The organism is Mesorhizobium sp. M1C.F.Ca.ET.210.01.1.1, from assembly GCF_004791585.1.
GTDB lineage: Bacteria > Pseudomonadota > Alphaproteobacteria > Rhizobiales > Rhizobiaceae > Mesorhizobium.
This window is the reverse complement of sequence record NZ_SRUU01000005.1, coordinates 215,964-238,294: the sequence shown is the minus strand read 5'-3', so window position 1 is coordinate 238,294 and position 22,331 is coordinate 215,964. Positions and strand designations below refer to the sequence as shown.

Here is a 22,331-nt window from a genome sequence, read left to right as displayed (position 1 = left end):
CATGTTCTCCCGCGCGACGATCCAGCCAATACAGCAAACCGAGAGCCAGGAGTGTATCTTGGCGTGCCTGACGATGATCGCCCGGTACCATGGGCTTTCCATCAGTCTGCGCGAACTGCGCTCTCGCTTTCCCTTTCTCAACCGCGGAGGAACGCTTCGAGATCTTCTCGAGATAGCGCGATCACTTGATCTGTTCCCTAGGGCGGTCAAAGTGGAGCTGCATTCGTTGAAACATCTCCAGATGCCCTGCATTATTCACTGGAGCTTCAATCATTTCATCGTTCTCGAACGTGTTCGAGGAGAGAAAATCACCGTCTCGGATCCCGCAAGCGGCCGTCGGCGTGTGAGCATGGATGCGTTTTCGAGGTCGTTTACCGGGATTGCTGTTGAACTGGTACCAAACCCAACGTTCCAGAAAGGTCGCGCCAGCCACCCCACCGAACTCGTGGACTCGCTGCTGCCCCTGCGGGCTTTCACCCGACCAATCGCTCAATTTGTAGCGCTTTCACTGGCTGTCCTGGTCTTTTCGCTGATCTCGCCCCTCGCGGTACAGATCATCGTCGACCAGGTGATTCAGAAGAGCGACAGTGACCTCCTGCTCGTCGTTGCTGGTGCATTCCTGTTCGCCAACCTTTTGTCAGCGCTTGCAACCTACATACAGGGCTTTCATCTACTCAAACATTCAGCAGGGGCCCGCATTTCGGCGACCTACAAATATTTGCAGCGCCTCATGAGCAAGAGGTGGAATTACTTTGAGCGTCGCAAGCTCGGAAACTTCATCGCTCAGTACAACTCGCTTACCTATTTCGTGAACTACGTCATCAAGGCGATTGGGACGGTGATTTCGGACGCTCTATTCGTCGCTGTAATCACTGTTGCTCTATTTATGCTTCACCCCATCACCGGGGCCGTAGTGCTTTTTGTGAACTTCAGCGTCATTGCTATCCGAGTGTTGCTCATGAAAAAGGCTCGGATGCTTCAAGATACCCAGATCGTCGACGTCGCCAACGAGGAAGCGTTTTTTGTCGAGACCATGCGGGGTATCACTTCTGTGAAAGCGAACAGGATCGAAGCCAATAGAATGTCGATCGGGATCGATCGCACGGTCAGGGCGACGAACTCGTTTTTTTCACTAGGACTTTTCGGCCTCCGGTACTCCCTGCTCATGCAGTTCTTGAAGGCGGTGGAGGTCATTGTCGTTCTGTATCTTCTTGCCATTGATGTCATGCAAGGCGCGATGACGATCGGCATGATGTACGCGTTCTACTCCTACCGACAATTTCTCGACGAGCGGGTCGCGAGTCTAGTTGATGCGCTCAGCGAGATGCTCAACATCCGCGTGCACCAGGAAAGACTTTTGGAGGTACTCTCAATCGAAAGCCGGGAACATCAGCGCCCAGACATCGGCGAGTTCATTCGGTTCAAAGGAAAGATCGAGCTACGGAATCTGGCTTACTGGATCGACAACAAGAAGAAGCCGGTGATTGAGGGCTTCTCCGCTCTGGCGGACCGTGGCACCTTTGTCCATATCAAAGGTCCGACTGGTTCGGGAAAGACGACTCTTCTGAAGATCATTCTCGGGGTGCTTGATCAGGACGATGGTACCGTCCTGATCGACGACATACCGCTCAGCGGGGCCAACATCGCCATCCTGCGCAACAGTGTGGGGGTTGTATTGCAGGAAGATCTCCTTTTCAGCGGTTCCATCCTTGAGAACGTATCTCTTTTCGATGATCTTCTCGACGTCGGTCGCGTGCAGCATTGTTGTCGAATTGCCTGCATCGATGATGACATCGTTCGCCTACCGTTGGGCTACCAAAGCTTGGTTGGGGATCTCGGAGCTAACCTGTCAACTGGCCAACAACAGCGTCTGCTCGTCGCGCGGGCCCTCTATAGGGATCCGACGATTCTAGTCTTCGACGAAGCATCCGCCAATTTGAACGAGGTGGTCGAACGAGAGTTGCTGGGGAACCTCAAAGCTCTGGGCAAAACCGTCATATTCGCGTCCCATTCAGAGCGCATCGGCGATTATTGTGACACGGTTTGGGAATTACAGCCACGTGGCGACTCCAGCCGACCCCGGTATCCCAAGTAGATTCTAAGAATCTCCGAAGGCGACTTGCGGTGAGCCTGATGCACGTTGGGTAGCGGAACGAAGCGCATCCCCGGCGGGCGCTGGCCTGAATTGGCTCGCCGTTCGGGCGGGAGCCACCAATTGCTCCTTGACTACCTGGGAGGGCTCCCCGATCTGCGCCAAACGCCTTCAAGAGACCAAGAGGCCTATTGCGGTGTCCGTTCCTGCGGTTGCCCATCTGAGCCTTCGTCCTGCGGCGGCGCCGCATCGGCGTCCCGGGGGATTTCCTGTCTCAACCGCGGTCCCCGCGACAACCGTCGCCCGAGTGCCTGGGCAAAGGCGCCGTAGCGCTCGGTGGCTGCGGCGCGTCAAAACGGCCTTTGGCAAACCCTATCTCAAGTCAGCCGGATTGGTTGCCTGTGCATGCGCGGCGCGGTGCCCGTAGACGCACAAACTGCCTCGCCGAACCAGGCAAATCTGGTGACCCTTATGAAGCGGCGGGATATTTCCTTTCCAGTCGTTCCTGCTGCGGCGTGAGGGCGTAGAGTTCGCGGTAGCATTTGGAAAAATGCGATGCCGAAACGAAGCCGCACGCGACGGCAACCTCGACTATGGGCACGGACGACCGAATTAGCATATGCCGCGCGCGCTCGAGGCGTATCTCCAAGTAATAGCGGGCGGGGGAACGCCCCATCTCATCAAGGAAAAGACGCTCGATCTGTCGCCGCGAGAGTCCGACTTGCTTGGCAATGTCGGCTATCGATATTGGTTCGGACGGATTGGCGTCCATCAGTTCGATTATGGTCAGCACTTTTGAATTCTGAATGCCGAGCCGTGCGCGCAGAGGAAGTCGCTGGCCATCGCTTGCGCTGCGCACTCGATCGGTCAGCACCTGCTCACATATGTGCCTGACCAGAGATTCGTCGAAGTCATCGCCAATCAGCTTCAACATCATGTCGAGAGCGGCCGTGCCACCGGCGCAGGTGTAGATGTCTTGATCGAGCTCAAAAAGGTCGGCAAACACTTGCGTATTCGGAAATGCCTCGGCGAAGCCTGGCAGGTTTTCCCAATGGATTGCGCAGCGTTTGCCGGAGAGCAAACCGGCGGCCGCCAGCACATGCGCACCGGTGCAAAGGCCGCCGATCGCAACGCCGCAATCATGTGCCTCGCGCAACCAGGCAAAAGCCGACCTGTTCGAATAGCGCTCGACATTGATGCCGGTGCAATAGCGGACACCATACGCGATTGCGTATAGTTGCCTTTTATACGCGTTTGCGTATGCATAACGCATATACGCTATCGCGTATATTGACAATTCATACGCGAATGCGTATATGGAGCCTTGGAGGCTTATCCATGACCGACCAGATCGCTCGCAACGAAAAGCAACTCGGCGCCATCCTGCGCCGCGCCCGCCGGCAGGCCGACCTCACGCAAGAGACGCTTGGCAATCAAATTCACCTGCGCCAGGCTACGATCTCACGCCTTGAAGCCGGCGCGCCAGCCGTGCAGCTCAGCACGTTGATGGCCGCTCTCTCCGCCCTCGACCTCGAGCTCATCGTTCGCCCACGCAGCAAAAGCAGCGCCGCCGAAATCGAGGACCTTTTCTGATGGCACGGCGATCGGCCCACACACCGCTCAATGTCTTCCTGAACGGGCGCCCGGTGGGCGTGCTGCGCAGGCAATCAACCGGCGCCGTGGACTTCCAATACGCCCGCGAATGGCTGGACTGGCACGGTACTTTCGCGGTGTCGCTCTCGCTTCCTTTGCGGGAGGACCGCTATATCGGCGCGCCTGTGATCAACGTCTTCGACAACCTGCTTCCCGACAATGAAGCGATCCGCAAGCGCGTGGCCGAACGTGTCGGCGCGGCTGGTACCGATGCCTACAGCCTGCTCGCCGCGCTCGGCCACGATTGCGTCGGAGCGTTGCAGTTCCTGCCTGACGGTATCGATCCTGGCAGTCCGGGCAGCAGCGACGGCAAGCCAGTCAGCAAAAAAGACATCGCTGAAATAATCGAAAACCTCGCGGCGGCACCGCTCGGCCTCGGCGAGGATGAAGACTTCCGCATCTCGATCGCCGGCGCCCAGGAAAAGACGGCGCTCTTGCGCAAGGATGGACGCTGGTTCAAGCCGGTCGGCACGGCGGCGACCACCCACATTCTGAAACCGCAGATCGGCCGGCTGCCCAATGGCATCGACCTCTCCAATAGCGTTGAGAACGAGTATCTTTGCCTTAAGCTGCTTGACGCGTTCGGCGTTCCTGCCGCCAAGACGGAGATCGCTGATTTCGGGGAGCGCCGCACGCTGATCGTCGAGCGCTTCGACCGGCTATGGGCCAGGGACGGCCGGCTGCTGCGCCTGCCGCAGGAGGACATGTGTCAAGCGCTGTCGGTCCCGCCGACTCGCAAGTACCAGTCAGAGGGCGGTCCCGGCATGCCGGAGATTATCGAGCTTCTGAAAGGCAGTGACAGGCCCGAGAACGACATCGTGGTCTTTCTTCGCGCCTGCATCGTATTCTGGCTGATCGGCGCGACCGATGGCCACGCCAAGAATTTCAGCATCTTTCTAGGTCCAGGCGGCCGGTTTCGCATGACGCCGCTCTACGACGTGTTGACCGCGCAGCCCAGCCTCGACGCTGGGCAGATCCCTCGCAAGAAATTCAAGCTTGCGATGTCCGTCGGCAAGAGCCGGCACTATTCGATGCATGAGATTATGCCCCGCCATTTCATGCAAACCGCCGAGGTTGCAGGCGTGGGGACATCCCTGATGCGCAAAATCTTCGAAGATATCGCCGGAAATGCTGAGAGGCGGGCCGAGGTCGTGATTTCCAAATTGCCGCGTCACTTTCCCGCGCAACTCGTCGAGTCGGTCAGGTCGGCAATAGCCAAGCGCGCGATGCTTCTTCTCTCTGAGACCCGCTGATCAAGCTCTAACGACGCTCGGACAAGAAATTCAGGCTACCCGATCAGCATTCCACACCGACATCATCAGCACAAGCCAGATGCACCGGGCACCGGCAAGAGTGAGCGGAGCCTCGAAGCAGTGGCCATAGAGTGTCGTGGTGTCCTTGGCGGGAACTATAGATCCCCGTCGACCAGTCGAACACCCCGGGCACCTTCCACCGCGTATCGCCAGTGCCATTGCCCGCAATGCGTTGAACGTCCTCGACCAGTTCGTGGTCTAGACGTTATGCGCTTTCGAACGCTTCATGCGTTCTTTCGGATCGTCCAGACCGCGTTCTCGAAGTCGACCTCATCCCAGACCGCGTCCTGCAGCTCGCTCTTGCGCACCATCCTGAGCAGTCAAAGCCGCATCCCCAGGCGGATCATGGGAAGCGTGGCGATGTGCTCGAGCTGTTTCAGCATCACGTGAATTTCCGAGAGCGAAAGCGAGCGGTCCTTCGGCACGAATGTGGCAATCGATGCGGGCCCAACTTCATCAGCCGAGTTAGCCACCTTCTCCCGGTGGAGGATCGCGCACCCGCAAATCTGCTTCAGGATGTCTCGCACATGGATGGCGGTCGCCGGCGCGCCACGTTCAACGATGCTGCCGCAGTGGGCTCGTAGATCGTCCCGAGTGATCACAGTCAGGAGGCGATTGCGCCAGACCGGAAGAAGCTCACGCTCGAAGATGGAACGCCGCATCGCTCGCGTGCTGTCGGCCATCGGCGGGCGGTGAGCCACTTCTCCCCAAACTCGCCAAAACTCTTCGCCTCCTTCAGGCGACGTTTCTCGCGCTGCTTCTCGATTGCCGGCGATCGTCCCTCGCCGATGGCGCGCCTCGCGTCGAGGCACTTCTCACGGGCCCAAGCAAGCGAGATTCCGTCCCGTCCGTACTTGCCCAGATAGACCGTCTCCCGCCGTCCGTTGAGCCTGTAATCCAACCGGAACGAGATCGCTCTACTGGGCATGACGCGAACATACATGCCGTCACGGTCGACAACTTTATAGGTTTTCTCTTTTGGTTTCAGCGCTTTAAGAGCGGCCTCCGTCAACATTCTGCTGCCTCACCAAAAGTACCGTCAGTGCAATTTTGAGGCTTCGTGACAGAATTTCTCTTTTATCTTCAATTCCTTAGATTGGCATAGTTTAGGCGGCGTTCAGGTAGGCCTGAATTATTCCCATTCGATCGTCCCAGGCGGCTTGGACGTCACGTCGTAGACGACGCGGTTGATGCCCTTCACCTCGTTGATGATGCGGGTGGCGGCGGCGCCGAGGAAGTTCATGTCGTAGTGATAGAAGTCAGCCGTCATGCCGTCGACGGAGGTGACGGCGCGCAGCGCGCAGACGAATTCGTAGGTACGCCCGTCGCCCATAACGCCGACGGTCTGCACCGGAAGCAGCACGGCGAAGGCCTGCCAGATGGCGTCGTAGAGGCCGGCCTTGCGGATCTCGTCGAGATAGATCGCGTCGGCCTCGCGCAGGATCTCCAGCTTCTCGCGGGTGATGCCGCCCGGGCAGCGTATGGCAAGGCCGGGGCCAGGAAAGGGATGGCGGCCGATGAAGCTCTCGGGCAGGCCGAGCTCCTTGCCGAGCGCCCTCACCTCGTCCTTGAACAATTCACGCAGCGGCTCGACCAGCTTCATGTTCATGCGCTCGGGCAGGCCGCCGACATTGTGGTGCGACTTGATCGTCACCGAGGGGCCGCCGGAGAAGGAGACGCTCTCGATGACGTCGGGATAGAGCGTGCCCTGGGCCAGGAAATCGGCGCCGCCGAGCTTCTTAGCCTCTTCCTCGAAGACCTCGATGAACAGGCGGCCGATGGTCTTGCGCTTCCGTTCCGGATCGGCCTCGCCTTCGAGCGCCGAGATGAAGCGGTCGGACGCGTCGACTAGGATCAGCGGCAGATTGTAGTGCTGGCGGAACATCTCCACCACGCTTTTCGCCTCGTCCTTGCGCATCAGGCCGTGGTCGACAAGGATGCAGGTCAACTGGTCGCCGACCGCCTCGTGGATCAAGAGCGCTGCAACCGAGGAGTCGACGCCGCCCGACAGGGCGCAGATCACCTTGCCCTTGCCTACCTGCTTGCGGATCGTCTCGATGGCGTGGTCGCGATAGGCGGCCATGGTCCAGCCCCTGGCGAGGCCGGCGATGCGGTGGACGAAGTTGCCGAGCAGCTTGGCGCCATCAGGGGTATGGACGACCTCGGGATGGAATTGCACGGCGTAGAACTGGCGCGCCTCGTCGGCGATCGCGGCAAAGGGAGCGCCGGTGGAGGTGCCGACGACCCTGAAGCCGTCGGGAATGGCGGTGACGCGGTCGCCATGGCTCATCCAGACCTGGTGACGCGTTCCCTTGGCCCAGACGCCGTCGAACAGCGCGCAATCGTCCTCGATCTCCAGGAAGGCCCGGCCGAACTCGCGATGATGGCCGGCCTCGACCTTGCCGCCGAGCTGGGCGCACATGGTCTGTTCGCCATAGCAGATGCCGAGCACCGGAATGCCGGCGGAAAAGACTTCGTCGGGCGCGCGGGGCGAGCCGATGTCGACGGTCGAGTGCGGGCTGCCCGACAGGATGACGGCCTTCGGCCTGATGCGGCGGAAGCCTTCGGCGGCGGACTGGAACGGAACGATTTCGCAGTAGACTCCGGCTTCGCGCACGCGCCGTGCGATCAGCTGCGTGACCTGGCTGCCGAAGTCGACGATGAGAACGGTGTCGGGATGATTGGCTGTCGTCATGGCGAGCCTTTAGAGAAAGAAACGAGTCGACGCAATGGGTCGCGCGGTCGCGCCGCTCACTTCGGTTCCAGTGCTTCGTCCGATGCTTCGGCCCGCCCCGCGTCGAGTGCGCGCAAGGCGTCCATCAATGCCTCGAACCGCTGCCGGCCGATGCGATCGACATAGCCGCGCTCGATCTGACGCTTGACGCGGTCGCCGTCGCGCAAAGCATCCAGCCCCTTGCGCGTGTAGCGCACAAGCTTGCCGCGCCCGTCCAGCGGGTCGGGGAGCCGCTCCAGCACGCCTTCCGCCTCCAGCCCGTCGAGCAATTGCTGAACCGCCTGCTTGGAGATGGCCGCGCGCTCGATCAGCGCCGACTGGCGCGTGCCGTTGCGGGGGATGTGCCCGAGCAGCCCGGCGCGCGCTTCGCTGAACCAGCCGTGGCCGGCGGCCCGCATGGCGGCGGCAAATTCCGCGTGCCAGGCACGACTCGCCTGCCACAGCCGCCAGCCGACATGATCGGGCAGCGCCTCGGGTTTTTCGTCAAGCTCCTTGACCACTTGATCCGAACTCCATATAGTCAAGATACTTGACGATATTCACGCCGTCGAGGCTCTTTTGAACGCGAGCCCATGGACAGGGACAATGACGATACTGAACAGGAATACGCTGGCCATTATCATGATCGGAACCACGCATGTCATCGACATGGGCGGCAAGAGCGCCTTCATCCACTACGAAAATGCGGAGCGCGCGCACATGCTGCTGCCGGACGGCACCCGTTTTCATGGGGTCTGGGCGCTGCTCGACGACGGCTACAAGGTCGAATGGAAAGACGGCCCCAGCGGCGCGTGGAAACTCCACCACACGCCGGGAGCGATCGACTATGTCGAAGCAACCGGCGCCACCCGTGGGCGTATTTCGCGCATAGACTTCGGTGATTCGGCGCGGCTTGCCGTCTGATGCATCAGGCGCCCAGCAGGCCGTCGCCGATCGCCTGCTCCAGCAATTCGATGGCAGCGGCCAGCTTCTCGTCGATGACGTGGAGATATTCGGTCCAGTCGCTGACGTGCCTCAGATCGGCTGCGCCGTCGGAAATGCCGCGCAGGCCGATCAGCGGCACGCCGAACAACTGGCAAGCGCGCAGGCAGGCGAAGGTCTCCATGTCGACCATGTCGGCGTCGATCGCGTCATAGGCGGCACCGGTAACGATCGCGCCGCCGGTCGAAAGCGTGGCGCTCCTGATGCCGGGGATGACGAACGGCAGCGGCACCGTCACCGGCAAGTCGAGGAACGGGGTCGCGCCCTTCTCGAAACCGAGCGGCGAAGCGTCCATGTCGCGGTAGCTGACCGACGCAGCCTGGTAGATTTCGGTCTGTTCGAGCCGGCGGCTGCCCGCGGAACCCAGCGAGACGACGAGATCCGGCAGCGCGCCCTCGGCCTTCAGCGTCGCCAGCTTGGCGCCGAGCCGCAAGGCGGCCTCGACCGGGCCGACGCCGGTCATCAGCGGCGTGAACAGCGTCTTGAGGTGCGGGCCGTATTCGGCCTCCACCGCCATGACGAAGAGAACGGATTTTCCCCCTATTCGCGCGACGCCTGCCATGGATTCACCCTTCGATCCCGTCGCGGCCGACCACCGTCATCATCGTGCCGGTCATGGTGGCGATCAGCTTGGCCTCGCCATCGGTGGCGAAGGCGTAGGCCTGGCCGTCGGCAACGATGATGGTGCGGCCGGGCTTGGTTACCGAGCCGCGGAACAGGAAGCGCTCGCCCCTGCCCGGCGCGAGCAGGTTGACCTTGAATTCGATGGTCAGCACGCTGGAATTCTGCGGTAACAGCGAGAACGCCGCATAGCCGCAGGCGGAGTCCAGCGCGGTCGAGATGACACCGGCATGTAGGAAGCCGTGCTGCTGGGTCAGCTCGGGGGCATAGGGCATCTCGATCTCGATGATGCCGGGCGTGACCAGCGTCAGTTCCGCGCCGATGGTGGCCATGGCCTTCTGGCGCGCAAAGGAAGCCCTGACGCGTTCCTCATAGTCGGGGGCGGGTACGATCTTGGCTGCCATGGCCTTCGCCTCATCTTTGCTGGCGAAGCTTATTGCAGAGGCAGCCGGCACAGGCAATCTCTTATGTTGCAGCGCAGCAAAATGCCGGCTGCCGTCAGGCGGCCTTGCGCAGAGCGTGAAAGTAGAAGCCGTCGGTGCCGCTGAGCGCCGGCGACAGCGAGATGCCGCCGGCGCCGGCGATGCGCGCGGCGCCTTCATGGCCGGGGAAATGGCTGTCCCAGAGCCGGCGATGGTCGACCGGCGCGAAGTTGCCGTGGCGTTCGCGAAAAGCCGCGACCTGCTCGCCGTTTTCGGCGTCGAACACCGAACAGGTGATGTAGACGAGCAGCCCGCCGGGTTTGACGAAGGCCTGCGCGGTGTCGAGGATCGCCTGCTGCTCGCCCTTGCGGGCATCGAGCTGTCTGTCGGTCAACCGCCATTTGGCGTCGGGCCGCCGCCGCCAGGTGCCGCTGCCGGTGCAGGGCGCGTCGATCAGCACGACGTCCATGTGACCGGTGAGCGGCGCGAGTTCCGGGGGCTTGCTGACGACCTGGACGTTGCGGCTATGCGCGCGGCGGATACGCTCGAAGATCGGCGCCAGCCGCACCTTTTCCGCATCGTGGGCGAAAAGCTGGCCTGTATTGCCCATCTCGGCCGAAAGCGCCAGCGTCTTGCCGCCGGCGCCGGCGCAATAGTCGAGCACCTGCATGCCGGGCTCGGCGCCGGCAAGCGCTGCGGCAAGCTGCGAGCCCTCGTCCTGCACCTCGAACCAGCCTTTCTGGAAGGCGGGCTCGGCCTGCACGTTCGGATGCCTGCCGTCGCCATCGATCGGCGGGATGCGGATGCCCTGCGGCGCGATCGCGGCGGCCGCCGCGCCTGTGCCCTGGAGTTCCGCCAGCACCTTGCCGCGGTCGGCCTGCAGCGTGTTGACCCTAAGGTCCAGTGGCGGACGCATCGCAAGAGCGGCCCCCTCCCCGACCCAGGCATCGCCATAGGCCTGCTCGAGGAGCGGCGCGCACCAGTCGGGCACGTCCGCCCGCACGGCATCGGGCGCATCGGCCGGCCGGCGCCCGGCGATCGCCTTCAATTCCGCGGCGCTGAGCAACGGCGGCGCGAACTTGTCGCCGTCGAGCGCGTCGTTCAACGACTGCGCCGTCTGGCCCCATTCGAGCAGAAGCGCACCGAAGCCGATGGCGCGCGGCGTGTCCTCGCCGAAGACCCAGCCGGCAGAGCGCTTGCGGCGCAGCGCATCGTAGACGATGTTGCCGATCGCCGCCCGGTCGCCGCCGCCGGCAAAGCGGTGCGACAGGCCCCAGTCGCGCAAGGCATCGGCCACCGGGCGGTGGCGCCGGCCGATGTCTTCCAGAACTTCGATGGCCGCCGCCAGCCTTCCGCCAAGTCGCATCCCGTCTTTCCGCTGCCTGCAAATTGTCTTCCGGCCCGCTCTTAAAGCGTTTCGGGTCAAGATTGAAACAGTTCTATTTCGGCCACCCCGCCGGACCATGCCGAGGACCCGTGGCCGCCGGTGCCGGAAAATCAGGCCGGCAACATAAAAAGATCAAACTCGCAAGAAGGTCCGTAACAATTCCATCAGTACATGCACAGCCTCTAATGAAAATAACTGCATCGCACAAGCAATCATCCTGGCCTATCCACTTGGCTTTGCAAGTTTTCCAGGTGGGAATACTCTCTCGCCTGTGATTCGCGGCGCGGAAGACGCGGTTTAGCGGATCCCAATGAGGAGAGGGCAATGAAGTCTTATCTGGCAGAAGTTCTAGGCACGTTTTTGTTGGTGTTCATCGGCACGGCTTCAGTGGTCACGGGCGGCTTCGGCGGCGCGCTGCCGCTCGGCCAGGAAGGCATCGGCCTGGCGTTCGGCATCGGCCTGATCGCCGCGGCCTATGCGATCGGCCCGATCTCGGGCGCGCATCTCAATCCGGCGGTGACGCTCGGCGTGTTCCTTGCAGGACGGATGCCGGCCAAGGATGTCGTCCCTTACTGGATCGCGCAGATCATCGGCGCCGTCATCGCTTCGCTGGCGCTGTGGATCATCGTCACCGGCCAGGCCGGCGGCCACACCGGCGGCTTCGGCGCCAATGGCTGGGACGAGGCGAAATGGGGCATGAGCTCTGCCTTCCTGTGGGAGCTCATCGGCACCTTCACCTTCGTCACGGTGATCCTCGGCGTCACCAACGCCAAGCACACGACGGTTTTTGCCGGCCTGGTCATAGGTCTGACGCTGGCAGGGATCCACTTCGCCATGATCCCGGTCACCGGCACCTCGGTCAACCCGGCCCGCTCGATCGGCCCGGCGCTGTTCTCCGGCGGCGCAGCGCTCAGCCAGCTCTGGCTGTTCATCGTGGCGCCGTTGATCGGCGGAGCGATCGCCGGCGTCGTCGCCAAGGCGGGCATCTTCGAAAAAGACTGATGCTCGAAGGTGTGAATCAAAAAAAGGCGCGGGCATGAACCCGCGCCTTCTTACTTGGGAGGATGCGTCCTTACTTCGAGGCGATCTCGAAGCGGTCGAGGTTCATCACCTTGGTCCAGGCCTTGACGAAGTCCTTGACGAACTTCGCCTTGGCATCCGCCGATCCGTAGACCTCGGCGAAGGCACGCAGCTGCGCGTGCGAGCCGAAGATCAGGTCGGCGCGGGTGCCGGTCCACTTGACCGCCTTGGTCTTGCGGTCGCGCGCCTCGTAAACCTCGTCCGAGCCCGGCTCGGAACCCGCAGCCGGATCCCAGACGGTCGCCATCGAGAGCAGGTTGACGAAGAAGTCGTTGGTCAGCGTGCCGGGCTTATCGGTGAAGACGCCGTGGCTGGAGCCGCCGGCGTTGGCGCCGAGCACGCGCAGGCCGCCGACCAGCACCGTCATTTCCGGCGCCGTCAGCGTCAGAAGCTGTGACCGGTCGACCAGCATCGCTTCGACTGACATCGGCTGCTTGCCTCTGACATAGTTGCGGAAGCCGTCCGCGGTCGGTTCGAGGGCTGCGAAGGATTCGACATCCGTCTGCTCCTGCGAGGCGTCCATGCGGCCGGGCGTGAACGGCACCTTCACCTCATTGCCGCCGTCCTTCGCCGCCTTCTCGACCGCGGCGACGCCGCCGAGCACGACGAGGTCGGCCAGCGAGACCTTCTTGTCGCCGGCTTGGGCTGCGTTGAACTCCTTCTGGATGGCTTCAAGCTTCGCCAGCACTTTGGCGAGCTGTGCCGGCTGGTTGACCTCCCAGTCCTTCTGCGGGGCAAGCCGGATGCGGCCGCCATTGGCGCCGCCGCGCTTGTCGGAGCCGCGGAAGGTCGAGGCCGAGGCCCAGGCTGTGGAGACCAGCTCAGGAACCGTGAGGCCGGAGGCCAGGATCTTCGCCTTCAGCGAAGCGATGTCGGCTTCGCTCACCAGCTCGTGGTCGATCGCCGGGATCGGATCCTGCCAGATCAGCTCTTCCTTCGGCACGAGCGGGCCGAGGTAGCGCACGACCGGCCCCATGTCGCGGTGGGTCAGCTTGAACCAGGCGCGGGCGAAGGCGTCGGCGAACTGATCGGGATGCTGGTGGAAGCGCCGCGAGATCTTCTCGTAGGCCGGATCGAAGCGCAGCGAGAGGTCGGTGGTGAGCATGGCCGGCGCATGGCGCTTCGATGCATTGTGCGCGTCCGGCACGGTGTCGGCGCCGGCGCCGCCCTTCGGCGTCCACTGGTTGGCGCCGGCCGGGCTCTTCGTCAGCTCCCATTCGTAATTGAACAGGTTGTCGAAGAAGTTGTTGCTCCACTTGGTCGGAGTCGTGGTCCAGGTGACCTCGAGGCCGGAGGTTATGGCGTCACCAGCAATGCCGGTCGCGTATTTGCTCGACCAGCCGAGGCCCTGCGCTTCGATGCCGGCGGCTTCCGGCTCCGCGCCGACGAGCGCTGCATCGCCGGCGCCGTGCGTCTTGCCGAAGGTGTGGCCGCCGGCGATCAGCGCCACGGTCTCCTCGTCGTTCATGGCCATGCGGCGGAAAGTCTCGCGGATGTCGCGCGCCGCGGCGATCGGATCCGGCTTGCCGTTCGGGCCTTCCGGGTTGACATAGATCAGGCCCATCTGCACGGCGCCGAGATGGCCTTGCAGTTCACGGTCGCCCGAATAGCGCTCGTCGCCCAGCCACTTGGCCTCGGCCCCCCAGTTGACGTCCTGCTCCGGCTCCCACACGTCGGCGCGGCCGCCGGCGAAGCCGAAGGTCTTGAAGCCCATCGATTCCAGCGCGACGTTGCCGGCAAGGATCATCAGGTCGGCCCAGGAGATCTTGCGGCCGTACTTCTGCTTGACCGGCCAGAGCAGCCGGCGCGCCTTGTCGAGATTGGCGTTGTCCGGCCAGCTGTTCAGCGGCGCGAAACGCTGCTGGCCGGCACCGGCGCCGCCGCGGCCGTCGCCGATGCGGTAAGTGCCGGCGCTGTGCCAGGCCATGCGGATGAAGAGCGGTCCGTAATGGCCGAAGTCGGCCGGCCACCAATCCTGCGAATCCGTCATCACCTTGTGCAGGTCCTTGATCACCGCATCGAGATCGAGACTTCGGAACTCCTTGGCGTAGTCGAAATCCTCGCCCATCGGGTCGGAGAGGTTCGACTGCTGGTGAAGAACGCCAAGGTCGAGCTGGTTCGGCCACCAGTCGCGGTTGGTCCGGCCGGCGGATCCATGCGCCACGGGGCATTTGCCAGCGCTGTTGTCGTCGGTTTTCGCGTCCATCTTACTCTCCGATTTTGCCGGTTTTGAATTGGGTTTCCGGGGCAGCCAGCGGCCGCGCCAATCTGGAACGATTCCAGACTAGGACGGCTCGCCGATAAAGACAAATTGCCTTTCCTGTTTTTTCCGATAGGATTTCCTTATGATCGGTCTCACCGTCAGGCAGATGCTTTATTTCGACGCGCTGGCGCAGACGCTGCATTTCGGCCGCGCCGCGAAGCTTGCCGGCGTCAGCCAGCCGGCGCTCTCCGCGCAGATCGCAGAAATGGAAGAACGGCTGAACTGCCTCCTGTTCGAGCGCGGCGGCAAGAGCGTGCGGATGACCGACGAGGCGCTCGCCCTGCAACCTCGCATCGAACGCATTCTCGCCGACATACGTGACGTCGAGACGACTGCCCGGCGCGGCCGCCCCGCCATGGAAGGCCGCTTCCGGCTGGGCATCATCCCGACGGTCGCGCCTTATCTCTTGCCTCGCGTCCTGCCGGAATTGAAGAAGCATTTCCCAGCCCTGCAGCTCGAACTGCGCGAGGCGGTGACCGCATCGCTGGTCGAGGACAATGTCTCGGGCAGGCTCGACGCTTTCATCGCCGCGCTGCCGCTCGACCATCCGGGGCTGGTCACCGAGGAGCTTTTTCCGGACCGCTTCTTCCTTGCGGTGCCCGCCGGCGATCCAGCCTTCGCCTCGCCGCCCGTGCCGCCCGAAAGCCCCGCGCTGGAGCGGCTGATGCTGCTCGAGGAAGGCCATTGCCTGCGCGAGCAGGCATTGGCCGTCTGCGGCAATGTGCGGCCGGTGGCGATGGCAAGCTATGGCGCCACCAGCCTGACCACGCTCCTGCAGATGGTGGCGCATGGGCTGGGCGTGACGCTGGTGCCGGAGATGGCCGCAAGCGCCGCCGGCATCATGCCGGACCTGAGGATCGTGCCGTTCCAGGAGCCGATGCCCCAGCGCATGATCTGCATCGCCTGGCGCCGCAACAAGGTGCGACAGGACGAATGCGTGGAACTGGCGAAGATCATCCGCGCACTGGACCACGCCGTGCTCGCGGGTTGAGGCGTCTTTCTACGCCGCCTCCCCTGCACGTTTCAGGGAACAAATATCAAAAATACGTAAGTAAAAAACACCACAACATGGACCATGCCCGTCAGGAACGTGGTTCTTTCGTTGCTAAAGCTGACGCTGCATATGAAAAGCGCCAAGACCAGAAGCACCGCGTCGGCGGCCGGAAGCCCTAAGGTCAATCCTCTGCCTGTCAGCAGGCTGGCGGCCGCGACTGCCGGTATTGTCAGACCGATGGTGGCACATGCTGAACCCATCGCAACGTTCAAGCCGCGCTGCAGCTCATTGTTGAGCGAAGCGCGAACCGCGGAAATGGCCTCCGGCATCAAGACGAGCCCCGCGATCAACGCTCCCACAATACTGTCGGCCTGGGTCACCTGGTAGGCAACGAGCGTATCCTCGACACTTGCGGCGACCTGCTCGGCGAGCATGACAATTCCGATCAGCCCGATGAACAGGAGCAGGGCACTGGCATAGATGCCCTGGTGAGGGCCAGTGCGGATCGAGACGTCGTGCCCCTGCCCTTGGATGAAGTCCTCTCGGTGCCGGACGGTCTGGGCGAACACGAAACTTGCATAGAGCAGCACCGAAAGGACGCTTACAAAACCAAGCTGGGCTGCCGAAAACGTGCCGGGATCCGTAGTTATAGTGTAGGTCGGGAGAATGAGCGTCATGACGGTCAGCGCGATCAGCACCGCCAGGTATGCGCTGGTCCCTTGCCGGACGATCGCCTGCTTGCGATGGAGCCAGCCGCCAAGCGTGAGACAGGTGCCGACGACACCGGTCGAGGTAATCATCACCGTCGAGAAGACGGATTCACGGGCAAGCGTCGGGTTGTTTTCTCCATGCAGCATCATGGAGACGATGATCGAGACTTCGATTGCGGTCACGGCAAAGGTCAGCACCAGTGTTCCGTACGGCTCGCCCACGCGTCGGGCCACCGCCTCGCCGTGATCAAGCACCACGAAAATGGTGGTGAACATGATCGCGCTCGACAGCGCGCCAACGAGAATCCTGGCGTTCAGCGAACCTTCGTCCACCGAAAAGCCGCTGGCTCTGACCGCGACGGCCATCGCCAGGGCGGCCAATGGCATCGTGTAGGAAGCTGCCGACCGTCCGAATCCAGTCATTGAAGCCCCATGCGTTTCTGCGAAACTTAAAGCATGTCTCCCGAAAGCGGGAACCGGTTTCGGGAGACATGCGTAAAATCAAAAACCTAAAGCGCATGGAGCGAATCTGAAAGATCGCGACGCTCTTTAGCGGAAAAGCCTGTGGGAAGCACCTCGGCCGATATCAGAGCGAAGCGGTCAAGCCTGGACGCCGCCTTGAAATGGCGGTGAGCGCCATCGACCCGGCCAGGTCAGGGTCGCCCTGCTTATTGCTGGACTTCAATAGACCTGTGTCGCAGCCGTTGGGAGAGCGGCAACTTACCGTTCGGATACAGAGCACGTGCCGGGAAAATGCCGATGACGTTGGGGAGGCGCTTCTGGCCTTTAGGTCCGGTTGGCATCGGCGCGTTGCTGCTGTGCCCGCTTACAGATATCATCCAGCTTTTCGCGGATCCGGTCGTTATCAAACAGCAGCTTGGCGCGTGGGAATCCTCTGCTACGAAGCTCCCATTCGATGGCAAGCCATCCTTCATAGTCGCCAGATACCGCAAGTTTCCCGGCTTCGCGCCACATAAGCACGTCACGCTCTCGGGACACACCATTTCCCCCCGTGCTTTTGCGCTAAGCATATAAGAGGTCGGACCGATGTGAAATGCATAATGTCTCAAACTGAGACACTTCCGATAGCGCGGCTGCCTGGCATGATATATAAAGATTTCCTAATGTGATCGCTTAGCCCAAGAGGCGATTTCGGGGATGCCCAATTACAGGAACAGAAGGGTGCTGTGGAAGAGCGTGGCCGAAATGGGCCTCTTCTCCGCGGTGATGAACGCACTGGTGCTGGTTCTGCCTCTCTACATGCTGCAGGTTTATGATCGGGTTTTGCCCGCCGCCAATTTGGACACTCTCACCTACCTAACATTGCTTGCGCTTTCGTCGCTCTTTCTCTTTGGCGTGCTCGAAGTCGTGCGGGGGGTATATGCAAGCCGGCTCGCCGCGCGACTGGATGTCTCTTTGGGCACATCGTCTTTTCTCGCCGCAATGAGTGGCCCCCGCGCTGGCCTCGGCGATGTCCAAGCCTTGCGCGATTTGGCCACCCTACGTGTTTTCATCGCTTCGAGAACTATTTTCTTCCTCTTCGACCTTCCTTTCGGGCCAATCTTCGTGGGCCTGCTCTATTTCATCCATCCGTTGCTCTTCCTCGTGACGGTCGTCGGGGCGGTTCTCATGGTCATCATCGCCATGCTGAACCAGATCGCGAGTTCGCGACCTGGCAAGGAGGCGGCGGAGAATCTCAACGCCTCAATGAATTCGGCGCAGGCCTTCGCCCGAAACTTCGAAACCGTTCGCGCACTTGGCATGGTGTCCAACGCGATAGAGTTCTGGGGGACCCGTTTTTCCGGCTCTCTACACGCCTCGGATGGGCTCGCTCGCATCAATTCGTTTTATGGCGGTGTATCCCGCACCACTCGTTCGACACTGCAGATCGCGATATTGGGGGTCGGCGCTTATCTGGTTCTGCACAACGAGATGACCGCCGGTATGATATTTGCGTCCTCGATGATTTCGGCGCGCGCTCTGCAACCTCTTGATCAGATCATTGGGAGTTGGCGGCAGATCATCGACGCCAATCTTGCATGGAAGAGGCTTTCGGCTCTCCGATCCGGACCGGACAACCAGGAAAACGTAGCATTGCCGGCTCCTGAAGGAGCGTTAAGCGTGGATCAAATAGTCTATCACGTCCCGGGCGCGGCCGACGGATCGCTGCCGCTGATAAAGCGCTTGACCTTTGAAGTCGCCGCCGGCGAAACAGTCGCGATCGTCGGGCCGAGCCAGGCTGGAAAATCGACGCTGGCGCGCCTCATCGTCGGTGCCATCGAGCCCCGCTCGGGAGCGATCCGGATCGACGGCGGCGATATTCGAAACTGGGATCCGGAAGAACTCGGCCGCCATATTGGTTACCTCCCGCAAGATGTGGAACTCTTCCCGGGAACCATTGCCCAAAATATCGCGCGTTTCGAACCGGATGCGCCGGACGAGAAATTGGTCCAAGCAGCCCAGCGGGCCCAAGCGCATGAGCTCATCCTGGGTCAGAGGGATGGCTATTCGACGCTGATCGGCCCGACCGGCGTTCGCCTTTCGGGTGGCGAGCGTCAGCGCATCGGGCTTGCTCGTGCCTTTTACGGCGATCCCAAGGTGCTGGTTCTCGACGAGCCCAATGCAAATCTCGATTCCAACGGCGAAGCCGCGCTCGAGCGGGCGATCATCCAGGCGCGTTCACGAAAGACGACCGTGCTTGTCATAACCCATCGGCCCTCTCTCGCTTCCAAATGCGATCGCATATTGATGCTACGCAGTGGCCAGATCGAGATCTACGGTTTGACCAAGGACGTGCTCGATAGACTTGTCACGCGACGGGGCCAAGCGGGGCGGCCCGCAGCCTCTCAGTCGCGTGACAACGAAGGAGTGGTACCTTTCCCGTCATCTGCTCGCGGGGAGATGAAGGTCGCTAATGACGGTTCCTAGCCAACCCATCGGCGCCAAGACGTATCGCTGGCAGCGCAACGTCGATACACGCACAGATCGGATCACGCTCGCGGGATATGCAAGCGTGTCCGCTTTCTTGCTTGGCTTCGGATTCTGGGGCGCAACGGCGCCGATTGCCGGAGCAACGATCGCGCCAGGAGTGGTCGCTGCAGCTGGACAGAATGTCATGATCCAGCATCTCGAAGGTGGTGTGGTCAGCACCATCAAGGTTCGAGAGGGTGACAGAGTCTTGCGAGGCCAGGCCCTGATCGTGCTCGATCCAACGGTGGCGCAGTCCCAGCTCAACCGAGTCCTCAAACAGTGGGTCGCACAAAAAGCTGAAATCGCGCGGCTCGAGGCAGAGCGGGACGGCCTGGAGAAAATCGTCCTGCCCCGCGATGTAGGCTCCTACTCAGGCGCCCCCGAATTCAGTGACGTCTTTGCAGAGCAAACCAAGGAGTTCCAGGCTCGGCTAGCGCGCTATGCCGCAGAACAGGGGATTCTGAGGCAACGGGTAGCAGCCCTTCAGGAAGCCGTTGCCGGCTTGAGGGCGCAGAAGGATGCTGCGGAAAACCAGCTCGCGATCGTCAATGCCGAGACGGAACGCAAAAAGGGCTTGCTGGAAAAGGGACTGACAAATCGTTCTGAATACACCGATCTTCTGCGTAGCACCGCCGAGTTGGCAGGTCAGGCGGGATCGCTGGAGGCGCAAATCGCCAGCTTGGCGACCCAGACCGTGGAAGCGCGTCAACAGATTGAAAGACTTACAACCAGCCGGGTCGAGGATGCCGTGACGGAACTGAACAAAGCCCTGGCGCAGGTGGCGGACCTTAAGGAACAAATCAACGCCGCTCGATCGGTCCTGTCGCGGACGACCATTCGCGCCCCGGCGGACGGCATCATTGTCCGCTCGCTCTACAATTCAGAAGGCAGCGTCATCCGAGCTGGCGAGGTTGCAATGGAGCTTCTGCCGACCACGAATGAACTTATCATCGAGGCAAAGATCAAGCCCGAAGACATCGATTCTATCCGAGTCGGCCAAAGTGCGAACATGATGTTGACAGCCCTCAATGCACGGACAACACCAAAGGTGCCCGGAAAGGTGTTCTACGTTTCGGCGGACCGGCTGATCACACCCAGCACTGGACAGCCGTACTACACCGTGCGGCTTAAGATGGCTGATAAGCTGCCACCGCAGGTCAAGCCCGAGCAGATCTACCCAGGTATGCCGGTCGAAAGCTTTATTTCAACCGGCGAGCGGACGTTTCTGACCTATCTGACCAAGCCGCTGGTGGATTCGTTCCAGCGCGCCTTTCGGGAAAGGTAGGCCCGATCCTGCCTCCTGCGGCCTTCAACCTCACCCGAGGTGGAACTCGTCCGCCGGATCATACGCAACCGTGGTTCGGCCACTGCCGTCGTCGCCCAGCGTAAAGGTGTCTCTCCCATAAAGCGCCGACCATGGTGCCGGCATCATGAGTGCGATCCGAAACGAGCAGCGTTCCCCGCACTTTCGTCCCAGGCCAGAGTTGGCGCTCCGCCGCCATTTTTGACCGCTGATAATCGGACCTGGAGACCGGTAGTGACGCGCCCGCCCTTCGTCGTGCCATGGTCCGATCGCATAAGCGATCAAACGACGAACACGTCGTGATATGTCAGGGCCGCCCCCGGCTCTAGGTGGGCGATTTCCACCTGGGCGGTCGATTTCGAGCCGTCGGGATCATAGTACAGAACGCCCGTGGTCCGGTTGTAGAGCAGGTGATCGTTGCTGCTGGTGGCGTGTTCTCGCAACTCGAAATACGACGAGTTCACCCGCGTCGGGCTGGACCAGGAACCGGAGCCGAGCTTGGTGAAGATGGCATTGTCGAGATAGAGCGCGTCATGTTCCGCGTCGAAGTCGGTGAGTGTGTCGACATTGCCGGGGCCATAGGCCGTGTCAAACACGAAGGTGTCCTCGCCCGCGCCACCGGTCAGCATGTCGTTGCCACCCAAGCCCCGCAGTGTATCGTTACCAGCCAGGGCATCAAAGGTATCGGCCGCGCTAGTGCCGACAAAAGTATCGTTCCCGGTCGTTCCGTGGGTCGGGTCGGTCGGCGGGGTCGGAGGTGACGGTATCGGGTCGGTCCCGTCATGGGCTGCATGCCAGGCCGCCTTGGCCTGGGCCCAGTAGTCGCGGGCCGCCTGGCCTTGAAGGACCGTCCAGCCGGCGGGCGGCATTGGATAATCCGACGGCAGCGGCGTGTCAGAGAGGTTGAGGTAGTAGTTGCCGTGCGACTCGACCGTCTTGTCCCAGGCATGCTGCAGCCGCGCCTGGCCGTTGTGGTGAACGTCGGTGATCGCCACCACGCAGTCGATAAAGTGCAGGCTGGGCGTGATATCGTTAGCGCCTGTGCCATTGTCGAGTTTGAATGGCGAACCGTGGGTCATCTCGCCTTTGCGAAGGTACTCGCCCATGCCCAGAAGCATGCCATCCATGGTGACCGTGTTGTGAGACCCATCCACGTCACCGTCGCCAAGGCTCACTCCGGAAAACACGTGGTCGAACAGGGAATCCCGGATGGTGCCGCCGATCACGTCGTCGTCCTCGACCGCGTCGTCTCGTGAGTTGCCGACATAGGAATCTTCGATGAGGAAGGTGCCGGTGCCGCCGACACGGATGCCATCCCACGGCTGGGTGATCGTCCAGTCGTCGATGGCAAAGCTGTGGGCTGAATTTATACGGACTGCGGCGGAGTTGACGTAAATGTCCTCCCAGGCGGCGGTTTGGGAGACCGTGCCGTTGATCGTGCCGCCCAAAGCCAGGAGGTTGTCGCCGGGGTTGACGACCGCGAAGGGATAGAGGTTGGTAGGGCTTCCCTGATTGGCGACGATCCACGAGGCGTTGGTGGCATCGATAAGGGTGTTGGCGGGCAGACCGGATACTTTATATTGGCGGTAGCCATAGTCGCCGCTCAAGACAATGGTGTTTGTATAGGCCATGCTTGGCCCCCTTCACACCCCCGCCCCTTTTTTGCCAAAACGCCTGAAGCCAGAAAGGCCTGCAGCTATCACAAACCCGTCAGCGGTATCGTGCAAATCACAAAATGTAAAAAAAACTCAAAATTTAAAAATAGGTCCCGTCGCAGAAAGCGCTGTGGCGCAGTGATTTCAGCGCGG

At 61.6% G+C, this 22,331-nt stretch carries 17 protein-coding genes and 3 pseudogenes; 8 read left to right on the top strand and 12 right to left on the bottom strand.

What is annotated here, in order from left to right:
* The first annotated feature begins 1 nt into the window (after position 1).
* The gene (locus EN853_RS08190) at positions 2-2,095 is read left to right on the top strand and encodes a peptidase domain-containing ABC transporter (protein WP_127859024.1); all 2,094 of its coding nucleotides are present in this window, start codon (positions 2-4) and stop codon (positions 2,093-2,095) included.
* A gap of 466 nt (positions 2,096-2,561) precedes the next feature.
* Here the strand turns inward: EN853_RS08190 and EN853_RS08180 are convergent.
* Positions 2,562-3,299: pseudogene (locus EN853_RS08180) on the bottom strand (GlxA family transcriptional regulator); the annotation flags it as partial.
* A 131-nt stretch (positions 3,300-3,430) separates the two neighbouring features.
* Here EN853_RS08180 and EN853_RS08175 point away from each other — a divergent pair.
* Positions 3,431-3,685: a helix-turn-helix domain-containing protein gene (locus EN853_RS08175; RefSeq protein ID WP_127859023.1), complete on the top strand. Its 255-nt coding sequence runs from the start codon at positions 3,431-3,433 to the stop codon at positions 3,683-3,685.
* A complete protein-coding gene (locus tag EN853_RS08170; RefSeq protein ID WP_127859022.1) occupies positions 3,685-4,998 on the top strand; it encodes a type II toxin-antitoxin system HipA family toxin in 1,314 nt (437 codons plus the stop codon). Before EN853_RS08175 ends, EN853_RS08170 begins: the two co-directional genes overlap by 1 nt.
* A 126-nt stretch (positions 4,999-5,124) precedes the next feature.
* Here EN853_RS08170 and EN853_RS34505 read toward each other — a convergent pair.
* The 4 genes and pseudogenes from EN853_RS34505 to EN853_RS08150 form a co-directional block, all read right to left on the bottom strand.
* Positions 5,125-5,263 (bottom strand): annotated as a pseudogene (locus EN853_RS34505) (DUF932 domain-containing protein); the annotation flags it as partial.
* Positions 5,260-6,073 (bottom strand): annotated as a pseudogene (locus EN853_RS08160) (integrase family protein); the annotation flags it as partial. The pseudogenes EN853_RS34505 and EN853_RS08160, both read right to left, overlap by 4 nt.
* A 117-nt stretch (positions 6,074-6,190) precedes the next feature.
* A complete protein-coding gene (gene guaA, locus EN853_RS08155; RefSeq protein ID WP_127859021.1) occupies positions 6,191-7,753 on the bottom strand; it encodes a glutamine-hydrolyzing GMP synthase in 1,563 nt (520 codons plus the stop codon).
* A 56-nt stretch (positions 7,754-7,809) separates the two neighbouring features.
* Positions 7,810-8,292, bottom strand: a complete 483-nt coding sequence (locus EN853_RS08150) for a MarR family winged helix-turn-helix transcriptional regulator (protein WP_127859020.1) — start codon at positions 8,290-8,292, stop codon at positions 7,810-7,812.
* Between the two features lie 85 nt (positions 8,293-8,377).
* Here EN853_RS08150 and EN853_RS08145 point away from each other — a divergent pair, with 85 nt between their 5' ends.
* Positions 8,378-8,695, top strand: coding sequence for a hypothetical protein (locus tag EN853_RS08145; protein WP_127859019.1), 318 nt, complete (start codon positions 8,378-8,380; stop codon positions 8,693-8,695).
* A gap of 4 nt (positions 8,696-8,699) precedes the next feature.
* Here EN853_RS08145 and EN853_RS08140 read toward each other — a convergent pair whose 3' ends face one another.
* The 3 genes from EN853_RS08140 to EN853_RS08130 all read right to left on the bottom strand — a co-directional run bounded on the left by EN853_RS08140 (position 8,700) and on the right by EN853_RS08130 (position 11,182).
* On the bottom strand, positions 8,700-9,335 hold the full coding sequence (locus tag EN853_RS08140) for a 5'-methylthioadenosine/S-adenosylhomocysteine nucleosidase (protein WP_127859018.1): 636 nt from the start codon (positions 9,333-9,335) through the stop codon (positions 8,700-8,702).
* Positions 9,336-9,339: 4 nt separating this feature from the next.
* Complete coding sequence (locus EN853_RS08135; RefSeq protein ID WP_127859017.1) at positions 9,340-9,798, bottom strand: PaaI family thioesterase; 459 nt, start codon at positions 9,796-9,798, stop codon at positions 9,340-9,342.
* A 94-nt stretch (positions 9,799-9,892) separates the two neighbouring features.
* Entirely contained in the window at positions 9,893-11,182 is a 1,290-nt protein-coding gene (locus EN853_RS08130; protein ID WP_127859016.1) for an RsmB/NOP family class I SAM-dependent RNA methyltransferase, read from the bottom strand.
* A 345-nt stretch (positions 11,183-11,527) separates the two neighbouring features.
* Here EN853_RS08130 and EN853_RS08125 point away from each other — a divergent pair, with 345 nt between their 5' ends.
* Positions 11,528-12,205 carry an MIP family channel protein gene (locus EN853_RS08125; RefSeq protein WP_127859015.1) on the top strand — a complete coding sequence of 226 codons (678 nt, stop codon included), beginning with the start codon at positions 11,528-11,530 and terminating at the stop codon, positions 12,203-12,205.
* Between the two features lie 70 nt (positions 12,206-12,275).
* Here the strand turns inward: EN853_RS08125 and katG are convergent, their stop codons facing one another.
* Positions 12,276-14,489, bottom strand: coding sequence for a catalase/peroxidase HPI (katG, locus tag EN853_RS08120; protein WP_127859014.1), 2,214 nt, complete (start codon positions 14,487-14,489; stop codon positions 12,276-12,278).
* A 139-nt stretch (positions 14,490-14,628) separates the two neighbouring features.
* On the opposite strand from katG, the gene EN853_RS08115 reads away from it, so the two are divergent.
* Positions 14,629-15,537, top strand: coding sequence for a hydrogen peroxide-inducible genes activator (locus tag EN853_RS08115; protein WP_127859013.1), 909 nt, complete (start codon positions 14,629-14,631; stop codon positions 15,535-15,537).
* Between the two features lie 32 nt (positions 15,538-15,569).
* Here EN853_RS08115 and EN853_RS08110 read toward each other — a convergent pair whose 3' ends face one another.
* Positions 15,570-16,616, bottom strand: a complete 1,047-nt coding sequence (locus EN853_RS08110; protein WP_245516857.1) for a calcium:proton antiporter — start codon at positions 16,614-16,616, stop codon at positions 15,570-15,572.
* A 420-nt stretch (positions 16,617-17,036) separates the two neighbouring features.
* Positions 17,037-17,225, bottom strand: a complete 189-nt coding sequence (locus tag EN853_RS08105; RefSeq protein WP_135857300.1) for a hypothetical protein — start codon at positions 17,223-17,225, stop codon at positions 17,037-17,039.
* A gap of 207 nt (positions 17,226-17,432) precedes the next feature.
* On the opposite strand from EN853_RS08105, the gene EN853_RS08100 reads away from it, so the two are divergent.
* Together EN853_RS08100 and EN853_RS08095 are read left to right on the top strand one after the other, a co-directional pair.
* A complete protein-coding gene (locus EN853_RS08100; RefSeq protein ID WP_167524404.1) occupies positions 17,433-19,178 on the top strand; it encodes a type I secretion system permease/ATPase in 1,746 nt (581 codons plus the stop codon).
* Entirely contained in the window at positions 19,165-20,505 is a 1,341-nt protein-coding gene (locus tag EN853_RS08095) for an HlyD family type I secretion periplasmic adaptor subunit (RefSeq protein WP_127859009.1), read from the top strand. The genes EN853_RS08100 and EN853_RS08095 overlap by 14 nt, the downstream gene beginning before the upstream one ends.
* A gap of 299 nt (positions 20,506-20,804) precedes the next feature.
* On the opposite strand, the gene EN853_RS08090 is transcribed toward EN853_RS08095, so the two are convergent.
* Positions 20,805-22,154, bottom strand: coding sequence for a calcium-binding protein (locus tag EN853_RS08090; protein ID WP_127859008.1), 1,350 nt, complete (start codon positions 22,152-22,154; stop codon positions 20,805-20,807).
* Positions 22,155-22,331 lie beyond the last annotated feature (177 nt).

Excerpts from the sequence above, each read along its gene's own strand:
- EN853_RS08105 (WP_135857300.1), bottom strand. The coding sequence starts at position 17,225 with ATGTGGCGCGAAGCCGGGAAACTTGCGGTATCTGGCGACTATGAAGGA.
- EN853_RS08190 (WP_127859024.1), top strand. The coding sequence starts at position 2 with ATGTTCTCCCGCGCGACGATCCAGCCAATACAGCAAACCGAGAGCCAG.
- EN853_RS08130 (WP_127859016.1), bottom strand. The coding sequence starts at position 11,182 with ATGCGACTTGGCGGAAGGCTGGCGGCGGCCATCGAAGTTCTGGAAGAC.
- EN853_RS08125 (WP_127859015.1), top strand. The coding sequence starts at position 11,528 with ATGAAGTCTTATCTGGCAGAAGTTCTAGGCACGTTTTTGTTGGTGTTC.
- EN853_RS08140 (WP_127859018.1), bottom strand. The coding sequence starts at position 9,335 with ATGGCAGGCGTCGCGCGAATAGGGGGAAAATCCGTTCTCTTCGTCATG.
- EN853_RS08170 (WP_127859022.1), top strand. The coding sequence starts at position 3,685 with ATGGCACGGCGATCGGCCCACACACCGCTCAATGTCTTCCTGAACGGG.
- EN853_RS08095 (WP_127859009.1), top strand. The coding sequence starts at position 19,165 with ATGACGGTTCCTAGCCAACCCATCGGCGCCAAGACGTATCGCTGGCAG.
- EN853_RS08110 (WP_245516857.1), bottom strand. The coding sequence starts at position 16,616 with ATGGCCGTCGCGGTCAGAGCCAGCGGCTTTTCGGTGGACGAAGGTTCG.
- EN853_RS08115 (WP_127859013.1), top strand. The coding sequence starts at position 14,629 with ATGATCGGTCTCACCGTCAGGCAGATGCTTTATTTCGACGCGCTGGCG.
- guaA (WP_127859021.1), bottom strand. The coding sequence starts at position 7,753 with ATGACGACAGCCAATCATCCCGACACCGTTCTCATCGTCGACTTCGGC.
- EN853_RS08090 (WP_127859008.1), bottom strand. The coding sequence starts at position 22,154 with ATGGCCTATACAAACACCATTGTCTTGAGCGGCGACTATGGCTACCGC.
- EN853_RS08175 (WP_127859023.1), top strand. The coding sequence starts at position 3,431 with ATGACCGACCAGATCGCTCGCAACGAAAAGCAACTCGGCGCCATCCTG.
- katG (WP_127859014.1), bottom strand. The coding sequence starts at position 14,489 with ATGGACGCGAAAACCGACGACAACAGCGCTGGCAAATGCCCCGTGGCG.
- EN853_RS08145 (WP_127859019.1), top strand. The coding sequence starts at position 8,378 with ATGACGATACTGAACAGGAATACGCTGGCCATTATCATGATCGGAACC.
- EN853_RS08135 (WP_127859017.1), bottom strand. The coding sequence starts at position 9,798 with ATGGCAGCCAAGATCGTACCCGCCCCCGACTATGAGGAACGCGTCAGG.